The 13,692-nt window shown below is 26.8% G+C and carries 18 protein-coding genes, 1 pseudogene and 1 riboswitch; of the genes and pseudogenes, 7 read left to right on the top strand and 12 right to left on the bottom strand.

Features of this window, described 5'->3' with window-relative positions:
- Positions 1-37: 37 nt before the first annotated feature.
- Together ACTG46_RS09205 and ACTG46_RS09200 are read left to right on the top strand one after the other, a co-directional pair.
- Positions 38-1,303 (top strand): ArsB/NhaD family transporter, encoded by a 1,266-nt coding sequence (locus ACTG46_RS09205; protein WP_479923988.1) that lies wholly within the window; start codon positions 38-40, stop codon positions 1,301-1,303.
- A gap of 38 nt (positions 1,304-1,341) precedes the next feature.
- Positions 1,342-1,797 carry a hypothetical protein gene (locus ACTG46_RS09200; RefSeq protein ID WP_479923987.1) on the top strand — a complete coding sequence of 152 codons (456 nt, stop codon included), beginning with the start codon at positions 1,342-1,344 and terminating at the stop codon, positions 1,795-1,797.
- A 134-nt stretch (positions 1,798-1,931) separates the two neighbouring features.
- On the opposite strand, the gene ACTG46_RS09195 is transcribed toward ACTG46_RS09200, so the two are convergent.
- From ACTG46_RS09195 to ACTG46_RS09140, 12 genes are all read right to left on the bottom strand, one after another.
- A complete protein-coding gene (locus tag ACTG46_RS09195; protein WP_223195934.1) occupies positions 1,932-2,303 on the bottom strand; it encodes a NifB/NifX family molybdenum-iron cluster-binding protein in 372 nt (123 codons plus the stop codon).
- A gap of 2 nt (positions 2,304-2,305) precedes the next feature.
- Positions 2,306-2,674: an ArsR/SmtB family transcription factor gene (locus ACTG46_RS09190; RefSeq protein WP_479923986.1), complete on the bottom strand. Its 369-nt coding sequence runs from the start codon at positions 2,672-2,674 to the stop codon at positions 2,306-2,308.
- Between the two features lie 273 nt (positions 2,675-2,947).
- Positions 2,948-3,826 carry an NAD(P)/FAD-dependent oxidoreductase gene (locus tag ACTG46_RS09185; RefSeq protein WP_054270174.1) on the bottom strand — a complete coding sequence of 293 codons (879 nt, stop codon included), beginning with the start codon at positions 3,824-3,826 and terminating at the stop codon, positions 2,948-2,950.
- A gap of 16 nt (positions 3,827-3,842) precedes the next feature.
- Positions 3,843-4,160 carry a thioredoxin gene (gene trxA, locus ACTG46_RS09180; protein ID WP_021384467.1) on the bottom strand — a complete coding sequence of 106 codons (318 nt, stop codon included), beginning with the start codon at positions 4,158-4,160 and terminating at the stop codon, positions 3,843-3,845.
- Between the two features lie 155 nt (positions 4,161-4,315).
- Positions 4,316-5,548, bottom strand: a complete 1,233-nt coding sequence (locus tag ACTG46_RS09175; RefSeq protein ID WP_074178315.1) for a sensor histidine kinase — start codon at positions 5,546-5,548, stop codon at positions 4,316-4,318.
- Positions 5,538-6,209: a response regulator transcription factor gene (locus ACTG46_RS09170; protein ID WP_479923985.1), complete on the bottom strand. Its 672-nt coding sequence runs from the start codon at positions 6,207-6,209 to the stop codon at positions 5,538-5,540. Before ACTG46_RS09170 ends, ACTG46_RS09175 begins: the two co-directional genes overlap by 11 nt.
- A 15-nt stretch (positions 6,210-6,224) precedes the next feature.
- Entirely contained in the window at positions 6,225-7,094 is an 870-nt protein-coding gene (locus tag ACTG46_RS09165; protein ID WP_054270171.1) for a hypothetical protein, read from the bottom strand.
- Positions 7,095-7,119: 25 nt separating this feature from the next.
- Positions 7,120-7,773, bottom strand: a complete 654-nt coding sequence (locus ACTG46_RS09160) for a DNA-binding protein (protein ID WP_479923984.1) — start codon at positions 7,771-7,773, stop codon at positions 7,120-7,122.
- 13 nt (positions 7,774-7,786) lie between these two features.
- Positions 7,787-8,515: a DNA alkylation repair protein gene (locus tag ACTG46_RS09155; protein ID WP_479923983.1), complete on the bottom strand. Its 729-nt coding sequence runs from the start codon at positions 8,513-8,515 to the stop codon at positions 7,787-7,789.
- 160 nt (positions 8,516-8,675) lie between these two features.
- Entirely contained in the window at positions 8,676-9,365 is a 690-nt protein-coding gene (locus ACTG46_RS09150; protein ID WP_479923982.1) for a radical SAM protein, read from the bottom strand.
- 5 nt (positions 9,366-9,370) lie between these two features.
- On the bottom strand, positions 9,371-9,934 hold the full coding sequence (locus ACTG46_RS09145; RefSeq protein ID WP_479923981.1) for an ECF transporter S component: 564 nt from the start codon (positions 9,932-9,934) through the stop codon (positions 9,371-9,373).
- 1 nt (position 9,935) lies between these two features.
- Positions 9,936-10,904 carry a nucleoside hydrolase gene (locus ACTG46_RS09140; RefSeq protein ID WP_479923980.1) on the bottom strand — a complete coding sequence of 323 codons (969 nt, stop codon included), beginning with the start codon at positions 10,902-10,904 and terminating at the stop codon, positions 9,936-9,938.
- A 101-nt stretch (positions 10,905-11,005) separates the two neighbouring features.
- Positions 11,006-11,049: riboswitch (PreQ1 riboswitch) on the bottom strand.
- A gap of 340 nt (positions 11,050-11,389) precedes the next feature.
- Between ACTG46_RS09140 and ACTG46_RS09135 the strand changes: the two genes are divergently transcribed.
- The 5 genes and pseudogenes from ACTG46_RS09135 to ACTG46_RS09115 form a co-directional block, all read left to right on the top strand.
- A complete protein-coding gene (locus tag ACTG46_RS09135) occupies positions 11,390-12,010 on the top strand; it encodes a TetR/AcrR family transcriptional regulator (RefSeq protein ID WP_479923979.1) in 621 nt (206 codons plus the stop codon).
- Positions 11,994-12,395: an FMN-binding protein gene (locus tag ACTG46_RS09130; RefSeq protein ID WP_479923978.1), complete on the top strand. Its 402-nt coding sequence runs from the start codon at positions 11,994-11,996 to the stop codon at positions 12,393-12,395. The genes ACTG46_RS09135 and ACTG46_RS09130 overlap by 17 nt, the downstream gene beginning before the upstream one ends.
- 2 nt (positions 12,396-12,397) lie before the next feature.
- The gene (locus tag ACTG46_RS09125) at positions 12,398-12,874 is read left to right on the top strand and encodes a flavodoxin domain-containing protein (protein ID WP_054276612.1); all 477 of its coding nucleotides are present in this window, start codon (positions 12,398-12,400) and stop codon (positions 12,872-12,874) included.
- A gap of 196 nt (positions 12,875-13,070) precedes the next feature.
- Positions 13,071-13,373 (top strand): N-acetyltransferase family protein, encoded by a 303-nt coding sequence (locus tag ACTG46_RS09120; protein ID WP_479923977.1) that lies wholly within the window; start codon positions 13,071-13,073, stop codon positions 13,371-13,373.
- A pseudogene (locus ACTG46_RS09115) lies at positions 13,334-13,675 on the top strand (N-acetyltransferase family protein); the annotation flags it as partial. The gene ACTG46_RS09120 and the pseudogene ACTG46_RS09115, both read left to right, overlap by 40 nt.
- Positions 13,676-13,692: the final 17 nt, after the last annotated feature.

Genomic DNA, 13,692 nt, shown 5'->3' with positions numbered 1-13,692 from the left:
TTAGGCACAAAATAATACAAATGGAGGTACTTATATTATGGAATTTCAACAAATAATAGCTATATGTATATTTTTAATAGTTATGGCAGCTATTATTACAGAGAAGGTAAACCGATCTGTAGCAGCTGTTGGTGGTGCACTATTAATGATAATTTTCAATATACTTACACTTGATGAAGGATTGAGCCATATAGATTTCAACACTATTGGTGTATTAGTTGGTATGATGCTATTTGTCGCTGTTGTCAAAAACTCAGGGCTATTTGAATACATAGCTATCTGGACTGCAAAGAAAGCCAAAGGAGACCCGTGGAAAATAATGATTTGTTTTGCTATTATAACGGCTATTTTATCTGCTGTATTAGATAATGTTACTACTGTCTTACTTATTGGTCCAATGACTATAGTTATCACACAAATATTGGGACTTAATCCAGTTCCCTTTTTAATAACACAAATTTTAGCTTCCAATATAGGAGGAACATCTACTCTTATAGGTGACCCTCCAAATATTATGATTGGTAGTGCTGCTAATCTTAGTTTTATGGATTTTGTAATAAATTTAGGCCCTGCTGTTATAGTAATACTTATTGTAACTATAATATGCTTCAAATTTATTTATGGCAAACAACTTATTGTAGATGAGAAAGCTAAAAATTCAATATTAAAACTCGATGAAAAAAAATCTGTCAAAGATAAACCATTACTTATAAAAAGTCTTATATTAATAGCATTTATACTTTTTGGTTTTATGTTTCACAGTACAATCCACATAGACTCTTCTGTTGTTGCACTAACAGGAGCATCTATAATGCTTCTTATAGGAAAACAAGATGTAGATGAAATTATGGCTGGTATTGAATGGTCTACAATTTTATTTTTTATGGGCTTGTTTGTAGTAGTTGGTGGATTAGTAGAAGTTGGCATAATAAACAAATTAGCTCAAGCATTGATTGGACTTACAGAAGGCCATCTTGTATTTACAATGTTATTAATATTATGGTTATCAGCAATAGTTTCTTCTTTCTTAGATAATATTCCATTTGTTGCAACATTAATTCCTCTTATTTTGACTATGCAAGCTGAAGGAATTGATGTTATGCCATTATGGTGGGCGACATCTCTTGGAGCTTGTCTTGGAGGAAATGGTACATTGATAGGAGCATCTGCCAATGTTGTACTAGCAGGTATAGGTAATAAACATGGGCATCCTATATCTTTTAAAGAGTATTTTAAGATAGGTTTTCCACTTATGATTATATCTATTATTATATCTACTTTTTATTTAATTATAAAATTTTAAAAAATATAGTATAATAATACTAAAGGGGATGTGTATATATGAATATTAATACTGTTCAAGGAGATTCAATTGAAGTTCTTTTAAGGCAACTTGGAGCAACAAAAATATCAAAAGTAAGTAGTACATTGTATTTTATCAAGTTTGATTTAGGAGACGGTTGGGAAATATCTTATACTTATAATATTAATGCTAAAGATCAATATTTTTTACAAAGAATTGAACCATATCCTATTGGTAGAGGTCTGTTTAACGATGAATATGAAATAGTGTCATTTATATCAAAGGATTTAAACAAATTTTTAAATGCTAAGAATAGTAGTAACTTCAAAACATTTGTTGAAGTTACTAGGAAAGTTAATTCTATCATTGATAATGTAGAGGAACTATTTTTAAACTACAATGTGGATGGTGATGATTTGAAAACACTTAATAAAGAACTTAATGATATACTAAATGATATTAACTATATAGAGCAACATACAAAAAAAATCTAGTTTAGTATACTTATAAACTTTAAAATCCACCAGAAAATCATGAAAACCTAAATTTGAAAATTTGAAATGCAAAACTTTATTTATCAAAAAAGAAAATAGCTGATGAAGCATATGCTTCATCAGCTATCTTATTTTTAATGATGTCCACATCCATCATGTGAACAAGTATGATTTGATGGAAATTCTACTAATTTTCCATTTTTAAGTAAGTCTAGATTAGCACTTATAGTATCTGCTTCTGCTCTATAAACTTTGATTCCCATTCCATTTAATTTAATTATAGCACCTTGTCCTATTCCTCCAACTACTACTGCATCTACAACTGTGCCTGATAATGCTTTTAGTGGTTGACACTTTCCATGCTCATGCCCTAAATCTCCATTATCTAGAGATTTAACTTCTCCACTCTCTAAATCACACACAACAAAAATTGGAGCAGAACCAAAATGACCATATGGTTTACTATCCAATCCTTTATTCTCTTCTACTGGTATACATACTTTCATTATTATTTCTCCCTTCTCTTACAACATTTTTTAATAGATTTACACTCTTTACTACATCCTAGATGTATTGTATTTATATCAAATACATCTATAAAGCTTTCACTAGAATTACTTAACATAGAGTTTATAAAATCTACACATATATTAAATGATTCTTTGTTAATATGATATAAAACGTAGTATCCTTCTTTATGCCCTGTTATTATTCCAACATCTTTTAATATTTTTATATGTTGTGAAACAGCAGAATCTGAAATTCCTAGATATTTAGAAATTCCTTTTTGGCATATATTTCTCTTAGATACTAATATAAGTATGTTAAGTCTAGTTTCATCACTCAATGCTTTAAATATTTTAACCAAATTTTCCATAAATACCTCTTTTTAATTAAGTAATTACTTAATTAAATTATAGTACTCTTAATTAGATTTTTCAACCATTATTTTTAAATTTTGGAATATATTATAAATAATTTAGATATTTATTATTATAACTTTAGAAATTTCTCAAATAAATATACTTAAAAATACATTTAAGATAATTTAAATAATAAGAATTAATAAATAAAAAACTGCTTTAAAATAATTTTATTATTTTAAAGCAGTTTTTTATAAATATGTTTAAAAAGTTACTCAGTATAAATATTAAATTCTCTTTAATTTATCTAAATAGTAAACAGCATTTAAAGCTGCTATTTGTCCTTGACCTGCTGCTTTTATATAAGAATATGGTTTTCCAACACAATCTCCAGCAGCAAAGCATCCATCTATACTAGTTTTCATATCATTATCAACTTTAATATGGATACCCTCAATTTCTATTCCAGGAATCAATGAACTTGGAGCTGTACTATCTTTTATAACGAATACTCCATCAACTTCAATGTGGTTTTCTTTAAAAGATATTTTGTTTACAAGTTTATCTCCATCTATTTGTACGGGTCTATCATGTATAACTTCAATAGATTCATCTAAGTTATCTGAACCTCTCATAAGATTCTCTTTTTTGTACATAGGTATAAAATAAGTTTTTGAAGTTAATTCACTTAAAAAATTTGCTTCTTCTTTAGATTCTTCATTATATCCTATAACTGCCACCTTTTTATTTCTATAAAGTGGTGCATCACATGTAGCACAATACCCTACTCCTCTGCCTAGAAATTCTTCTTCGCCTTTAATTGGTCTAGTGTATTCTACACCAGTGGCAAGAATTACAGTAGTAGCTTCATACATATCATTTCCAGACATTATTGCAAAGTATTCTCCCATAGCATAAATATTATTTATTCTCTTATTTTCAATTGAAATATCCATACTATCTATATGCGATTTAAACTTGTCTTTTAATTCATCTCCACTTATATCATAAAAACCTAAATAATTATCTATTGAAGGAGCTTTAACAAGCTTGTTACTTAAATTATCACTACCAAACATGATAATTGTTTTATTTCTTATTTTTGCATTTATAGCAGCAGATAATCCAGCAGGACCACTACCTATTATAGCTATATCATATCTCATAACACTCACCCATTTTTTATAAATATGATTTTACTTTCATTTCAATTTTGTTCTTTGGCATAAATCCAATTAGTGTTTCTACTGGTTCTCCATCTTTAAATATAATCATAGTTGGCACTGTAGATACACTAAATTGTTGAGCTATTTCTAAACTCTCATCTATGTCAACTTTTACAAATCTAGCTTCATTTTTCATTTCTTCACCTAACTCTGCAAATACAGGCCCTAACATGTTACAAGGTCCACACCAAGTTGCAAAGAAATCCACTACAACTACTCCTTTACTACCTTCAACACTACTTCTAAATTCAGATGTATTTATAACTTTTGCCATTTTTTTAATCCTCCTATAAACTTTAATTATCCCTATACAATTATACTATGAAATTCATAAATATAATTTTACTTTTATAGGGTCTTTTTATATTTTATTTTATACTAATTAGTATACCCATTCTTTATTTCTAAAAACAGCTTTTTATATTTTTATTATTTTAACTTTTGTGGTATTGATAATTCAAATGTAGTTCCAATACCTATCTCTGAAGTTACATTTATATCAATATCCAAATTCAAACTAATCATACGAGCTATTGAAAGACCTATTCCAGACCCTTCTAAATCTTTATTTCTTACATTTTCACTTCTAAAAAATCTATCAAATATAAGAGGTATTTCTTCTTTTTTTATACCTATACCAGTGTCTCTTATAAGTAAAGTTACTTCATCTTCTATATCTTCTTTTAATTCTAATACTATCTCATCACCTTGTTTTGTGTATTTAAAAGCATTATCAATAAAAATTAATATAAGCTGTCTTAATTTATTTTTATCCGTTATTATAACTTTATTCTTAAGCTCAGAATTAAATACAAATTTTTTTTCCTGAAATTCTGCAATATCAATATAATCTTCTGATATTTCCTCAAGCAATCTTTCTAAATCTACTTCCTCCAAGTTGACTTTAACAATGGAATCTTCTTTAGTAAGAGACAATAAATCAGTTATCATTTTTTTAAGCCTTCTTGTCTCTTTCATTGCAGTAGCTATTGTTTCAACTTCATCATTTACTGTACTCTCTGGGGATTTTAACATACTTTCTAATTTTGATGAAACTATTGTTATTGGCGTTCTTAATTCATGAGAAGCATCTTGTATAAACTTAGCTTGATTTCTCCATGCAGTTTCTATTGGAATTAAAGCTTTTCTAGTAAGATACACAGCAACAAAGTAAGTAATTATTACAGAAATCAGTATACCAATTATAAGAACAGATGTAAGTTGCTTTAAAGAGTTCATCTCAGAGTCGATATTTCTAATTATCTGTATTTGATATCTTCCTACATCTACATTTAATTCTCTAAAGGTATATCCATTTTCTGTATATTTAAAAAATGAATTTTTCTTATCCAATCTTCTATCTGGAAGTAACTCATCAAAATACTCATTTTGAGTATAGTAACTTATTCTACCATCCTCATACACATAGACCATATCTTTTGGGTCTTTAAGTCTTATTGGATTTAAAAACGAGGTTCTTTTAAATTGAGAAACTATATATTCAAGCTCCTCATTTATCTCACTATCAATTCCACTATATGTTAATCCTCTAAAATATGAATATATAAATATAGAAAATATTATTAAAAAGCTACCCACTACAACAATATACATTTTTATTAGATGATTTTTAGTACTAGTGAATACATTCTTATTTATCATCGAATATATATCCTACCTTACGTTTAGTTTTAATATACTTATCATATCCATATTTACTGAGTTTTTTCCTTAGATTACTTACATATACCTCAACTATTTCAATGGTTGCATCTGAATCAATTCCCCATATTCTATCATAAATCTGCTCTTTTAATAAAATTGAACCCTTATTTAAGACAAAATATTCAAGCAAGTTAAACTGCTTATTTTGTAACTTTATTTCTTCTTTTTCAATATATACTCTTTTTTCTAATGTATCCAAATATAAAGATTTAAATTCTATTCCATTTCTTTCTTTTATTTTTCCATTAGTTCTTAATATAGCGTACACTCTTGCTACTAATTCTTCCATATAAAAAGGTTTTGTTAAATAATCATTAGCTCCTATGGTAAATGCTTCTACTTTATCATCTAATGCTTCTTTGGCTGTCAATATAAGCACAGGTGTGTCTATATTATTAACTCTCATTCTTTTTAAAATATCAATTCCATTTATGCTAGGAAGCATTAAATCTAATATAACTAAATCATATATATTTTGATTAACTAAGTATAAAGCTTCTTCTCCATCTTTACATTTTTCAGTTTCAAAATGCTTACTAAGTTCTTCTACTACACTTTCTAAAAGTATTTTATTATCTTCAACTATCAAAACCTTCATAAATATCCCCTGCCTTTATTTGTCTATCTTAACTTTATGAGATTTTAAGTCAATATCTACATTGGCTTTTTCTTTTATATCATCGTATGTGTATCCCACTATTTCAACACTTTTTGCTTTTGTTGAACATAGTATATCTATATCTGTCTCTTCTGAAGCCTTTAAAATTTTATATGATGGTATACGATTTACCACTAAATATTCTCCATTTTCATTAACTTCTGCTGTCTTAAGGATAATATTTCCTAAATCTTTTGATGATGAATTTTTTACTTTTATTTGATATGTGATTCCCTCTTTTGATTCATTTACTTTTTTAAGTTCTGATGTAGATAATACCTCATACTGACTACTATTTTCTAGCTTAATATTGTTATTTCTTATATTAATATCATTTTCTTTTAAATTAATATACACAATCTTACCTTCTGCTTCATACTCATATGCATAAACTTCCACACTCTTTGTAAAAGTTTTATGCGCACACTCTACATAAGCAACTTTACCAGGCATTAGAGTCATATCCAACAAAGCCTTACTATCTGAGGAAATAATTTTTTTATTCTCATCATATTCATTATATACTAATTCAATATTTGATATATTAAATGTCGAATTATTTTCTATCTTTGTGGATGTGTCTACTTTATCACCTTCATCTACATTTATAATCTCTGATTTACCTATATTTAATACTTTTGCATTTTCCTCATCTATTTTTACCTCATTCTTATCTTCAACTTGAATACCAGTTGAATCTTCCTTATCTTCAGATTGAATATCAGTTGAATCAGGTTGTTCATCTTTTTCGCATGCTGTAAGTGTAAAAACAAATATTGTTAATATAATCATTAAAAAAATTGATTTTTTTATTATCTTATTCATATTAAGCACCTCATATAGTAATATTTTATAGTAGATTTTTATACTTTTTCATAAATTCTTTCAATGCTTGTGTGAGTATTTGATGCTTTTCAAAGTTTGAATTACTACAAAGTCTTTCAAAATCATTCCATACTTCTTTATCTATACGTATTCTTGTTGTTTTTAATTCATCTATGGATTCATCATCTATATGTACATCTTTTTTATTAGATATTTTTTTTGGCTTTATATTATAATCCTTTACCTCTAAATACCAATCATATACTTCACAAAGCTTATCTAAGTCTTCCTGAGTTATATTTATTTTTCTATCTTTTTTAGGCTTAACATTTTTTTTTGGCTTTGTATTTTTTAAATCAGTATCATTAAACTTGATTTGTTCAATGCCTTTACTCAAAACCTTTTCATTAGAATTCTTTTTTTTGGTGCTTACTTTTTTTCTATTACTTATATTTTTTTTAAAATTTTCTTCTTCCAAGTTTTTCTTATCCAGATTTTCATTATAATTTAATTCGTCTTTTAATATGTATTTACCTTTTTCTGATTTATATCCTTTTTTATTTAAAAAATTTCTTAAAGTACTTTGACTAATTTTTAGATTTTGAGCTATCTCTGTAAACTTAATCCCCTTACTTTGAAGTTCTAAAAATTTGTCAATTCTTTCCTCGTTGTTATTCATTAATACTCCTCCGTCAATATCTTCTTGTCTTTCTCTTCATGCCCCTTATTATATTTTTCTTTTCTGAATCTACCCTATTAGATTCAATTATTTTTTGCAACATTTTATTATACGTAAAATCATCTAAGTTATTATTTTTTATATAGAGAAATGTTTCTTCTTCATATTTAATAAAACAAATTGATAGCAACCACGCCATTCCCATTTTAACATAATATTCTTCACTTTGTATATTGTTACAACATTCAAAGATTTCTTCAATATGTTTATCATCAACATAATATATTAAAAACATAACTAATGCAAATCTAATTTCCCATGGATTTTCTGAATAAACATATTTTTTAAGTATATCATACATGCTTTCTTTATATTTTTTTGTACATTTCAAGCCACAACAGAATCCATCACAAACTGACCAATTATTAATTTTAGGTATAAACCTTTCTATATAATATAGAGTCTCTTCAAATGTGCTATTTATATTACCAATTACCATACCTTGTAATACAGTTTCTTCATAATATGTATCCTCCGATACATTTAAGAATTCCTTCCAATTTCCTTTACTTATTTCTTTAGATAACTCTCTCAAATTAGGAACCCTAATCCCTATTATATTTTCTGTATTTGGTATGAGCTTTTTATTAAAATCTCTGTACTTGATATCTTGTATAGATTTCATATATTCTAGGAGCTTCTTATACTCTAATTTATTCCATTTTTCCCTATTAAACATCATTTATTTACTCCTTAATTCCTTTTCCTTATTGTAACATAAAAGTACATAAAAAAAAGCTTCCAAGTATCAGAAGCCTTTTTAAAAATATACTAAATTTTTTAAGTTAAAGTTTAAACTAAATTAATATTTACTACAATATAATACAGACTTAAAAACTTTACTAATCTCCAACACCAAAATCTGTATTATTATATAAAACCTCTATATTTGGATTTTCATCTAAATATTTATATTTATTAGTGAACCACTTAACTAACTCTTCATCCCTTTTGATACTTGAAGAATTATTTATAAAAACATTCACAGTTGCTTTTTCAAAATCATTTGATATAATCTCTATATCCCTATCTATCATCTCTTTTGTTTGACCTTCAATTCCTACCATAATACAAGGTGAATCGAAATAGTCTTTTACATCTTGTGGTGTTTTAAATTTTGCATTTTTATTTAAAATGTTATTTCTAAAATCATTGTCAAAAGTCTCAACTCCAATTTTAAATACTATAGGAATTCCAAAATAGTCTCTCATCTCTTTAATCCTATTTTTGTAAGACCAATGACTTTCTAAAAATAATTTTTTTATTTTCTTCTCTTTTATAATACATTTTATTTCTGCTAAAGTATCTTTTGGTAATTCAAAACAACTACCAGAGTTTATGACTTCAAGAACTCCATATTTTCCAGTTATATTTTTCAAAATCTCTATATTTAACTTGTTCATTTCTTCTTCTAAATTAGAATTATCATCTATATAATCACAAAAAGAACACTTTCCCCATATACAAGGAAATCCTTTAAGTAAAACAATTTCTCTTTGATTTTTATTTGTTATTTCACTATATCTATCCATTTTTTTTATCTTCCTCCAGTCAATGATAGTTTTAAAGTTTTTGGAACTGCATTTAATCCTAAATTCACTAAAACAACTGCTACCAATTTGTCTGTATAGTCTGTGAATACTTGAGTTACAAATACACTAAATACATCTCCTAATCCTAATACTTTCAAAATTTGTACTATGTAGGAAGAACCTGATGATGTCATACCTCCAAAGAGAAAAGCTGAAATTATTGAACTTATTATAGATGTTGGAATAGCAAATAACAATACCCCTAATGGAGTTTTTAATCCATTTAAAAAATTCTTTTTAAATGCTATTCCAGCAAGTAAACCTGTTGATATCTGAACTGGTGCAAAGTAAAGAGAATACACATCAAATGTAATTCCACTTATTAAACTTCCAAACACACCTGTAACTACAGCGTATTTAGGACCTAAAAGCGATGCTATCATTATAGTTCCTATTGAATCTAAGTATATAGGTAATCTTAACCCCATAGCTATAAACGCCCCTATTATATTTATAGAGATACCAAAAGCTATAAGTGTAATAGTTTTTACACATATTTTTCTTTTCACACTATATCACTCCTTCCACAGAGTCTATAATGTCTTCATAACCTTTGAAAAGCCTCTTCAAAAACATATACATAAACTTATTTTCATCAACTTCATTTAGAACAATTGCATTAGGACATTTTTTATAGAAATTAAAAGAATCCACTATAGATTGACCTATAGCTATACCATCTTCTACGACTTCTACATATGATTCAAATCCTTTACAAATACTTCTATCTACAAAGTATGCTACTGCTAGAGGGTCATTTATCACACAACCAATTATTCCTTCTTGCTCCCAATGGAAATCAATATAAAACCTAGTTATTTCAGTTATATACTTTGCCATTTTCTCATCAAGTCTATTTATAAACTCAATAATATTAGGAGTAAGTACAATTTTTCTAGTTACATCCAAACCTACCATGTGAATTTTTTTAGATAAATTCTTGTAAACATAATCTGCCCCATGTGGGTCTACCCAATAGTTAAACTCTGCTACTGGAGAGCAATTTCCATGAATTCTAAATGCTCCTCCCATAGACACAAACTCATCAAGATTTTCAAAGACTTCTTTATCTTTCATAAGTGCCTTAGCTATATTTGTAAGTGGTGCAAGTGCTATTATTGATACTTTTTCATGATTATGTAAAGTATTTATTATAAAATCTACTGCCCCATCTTTTACTTTAGCTCCTGTCACTTTTTGATAAAAGTTTTCTCCAATACCATCTTCTCCATGTGTATCTTGAGCTGTTACAAGTTTTCTTTTTAGTGGTGCTTCCTCTCCTTTATATACTGGTATATTTAGTGAAGAGCACATTTGAAGTGTTTTTAGTGCATTTTCTGCACCTACATTTGCTGGAACATTTCCACAACATGTGGTAATTCCAAGTACTTCTAGCTCTGGTGAGTTTAAAGCTAGAAGAATGGCCAAAGAATCATCAATTCCTGGGTCACAATCAATTATTACTTTTCTTTTTTCCATACTTTTATCCTCCTTGATTTGTGGTCGAGGAGAACTACACATCTTTTTTCCACTTTCAAAAAGGTGTGTCTAAGGGTATTAATTATATACTGCCACTATATAATTCCTTAGTTTTTTATACTTGGAGTTCTCGAACAAGTACAGATGTTAGTATTGTTTTAGTCTATTTATTGTAGACCTTCAAAAAAGTTCCATCTGATTTAATAACTACAAAATGAATTTTGTAGTATAAAAGAATTTATTATATTTTGATGTGTCTTGTTAAAGTTTATTTAAAATTATAAGATAACTTTAACAAAATGTGGCACTTTTAAACCGATTATTATTATACAACAATAGTTGAACTATTACAATTAATAACTTAAAGATTTCAGCTATAAAAATTTATTAAATTATATTATTCATAGTTTATTGACAATATTAAATATAAAGCATATAATTACATTGTAAATTAAATTAACACTGTTAAGTTACGAGGTGATTATATGAGTATTAAAGAAAGACGTGAAAATGAAAAAGCAGAAATGAAGAAAAAAATTATGGATGCTAGCATAGAAATTATCAATCAATATGGATATGAAAACTTATCAATAAGAAAAATTGCTTCAAAAATAGATTATTCTCCAACTACAATTTACCTTTACTACAAAGACAAGGCAGAGATTATCAGCGATATAACAAAAAAACTTTATAACACTGTAGAAAGTAATGCTATTGATATTATACATAATTGCTCATCTCTCCCAATAGATAAGCAAATCATAGAAATTATGACTAGTTTTATAAAGACTCTTTCAAGTGAACCTGAAATGTCAAAAGCTATTATGCATAGTAGGATGAACATTATATTTGCATCTGAAAATACAAATAGTGAACCTACTAATAATGGTATAGAAATACTAGATGAACTTCTTTTCCTTGGAATTGAGCAGGGTATATTTAAACAAAACGTAGATAAAACTTCATGGATGCTTATAAGTGCACTATTAGGATTTATTTTATGTATTGTTGAAAATCAATTGTATTCCTTACATAATTTCACTCAAATTATAGAGAATTTCTTAGATATTTTAGTAGGAGGGCTTTACAATGAAAAACCACAATGAAACTAATAAGAAGAAAAAAGTTTTTAAAATATCTATAATCCTATTTCTTGTGTTTATATGCGTTATTATTTTAATTATAACTAACTTAAAACCAGAAAAATTAGTGGTAAAAAATATAAACCCTGCTAATGTGAAAAATGGTATTTATACAGGAAGTGCTGATAATAAACTTGTGAAGGCTACTGTATCTGTTGAAGTTAATAATGGCAGAATTAAAAATATTAAGATACTAGAACATGACACTCTTTTAGGTAAACCTGGTGAAAAAATCATAAAAAATATAGTTGAACAACAATCTTTAGAAGTAGATGCTATAACTTCTGCTACTTATAGCAGTGATACTATACGAAAGGCTATAGAAAATGCTTTGAGAAAAGGAGAATAAATATGAATACTATTATTATATACTCAAGTAAATATGGTTGTACGAAAGACTGTGCAAACATACTAAAAAATAAACTATCAGACAATATCACTATTGTTGATATCAATGATAGTAACCCTAAAATTGAATTATCAAAATTTGATACAATTATTATTGGAAGTTCTATATATGTTGGTTCAGTTTCAAAAAAGATTCGTATATTGTGTAATGATAATATAGAATTATTAAACAAAAAACGAGTTGGTGTATTCCTTTGTTGTGGATTTTCTGAACAGGCAGATAAATATCTAAAATCAAACTTTCCAGCATCTTTATTAGAAAATGCAAATGCAATTGGAGTTTTTGGTAGTGAAGCTCGATTAGAAAAGATGAAATTTTTAGATAAGCTTATTATGAAGTCGGTTTCAAAAGGTAATTATGACAGTTTTAAAATATCACAAGATAGTATAGACGATTTTTTAAGAAATCTTAATAAATAAAATTATTTATTTCAAATCTCCTTACAAGATAAAAAAATTATCTAAAATGTAGTATTATAAATATACTCTGAAGTTTGTAAATATTGATAAAGTAGTTATATATCTATACAATATTATATATTATACAATATTTTCTTATATTTATTTAGACCTATGTATTATATAAGAAAATTCTACTACATTTATTATATTGGAGATGATATTTATGAAATATATTGAAATTAGGATTGCTAATGAAACGGATGCAGAAGAAATATTGGAAATATATACTCCATATATTACTGATACTGCAATTACTTTTGAGTATAGCATTCCAAGCATTGATGATTTTAAAAGCAGAATAAAAGAAATCTGTTCAAAATATCCTTACCTAGTCTGTTTAATTAATAAAAAAATTTTGGATATGCCTATGCTCATGAACACAATGAACGAACTGCTTATCAATGGAATGTTGAATTATCAATTTATGTTGATAAGAAATTTATTAGTAATAAAATAGGAATTGCTCTTTATAATTCAATCATAGATATATTGAAGTTACAAAATATTCAAAATTTGTATGCTAGTATTACGTCACCAAATATAAAAAGCGAAAAACTTCATCAAAGATTTGGTTTCAAACTATGTGGGATTTATCACAATACAGGATATAAATTTGATTGTTGGCATGATGTTATGTTGTTTGAAAAACATATAGGTAATCACTCTAAAAATCCTAATTCTATAAAAACAATCAAACAAGTTAATTCCAAAGAAATAGCTGCTATTTTAAATGAGAATATTAATTTAATAGCTCTTTAGATTTAATATAATTTAAT

This window comes from Clostridioides sp. LIBA-7678 (assembly GCF_056716065.1).
This window is presented reverse-complemented; position numbering and strand designations above follow the sequence as displayed.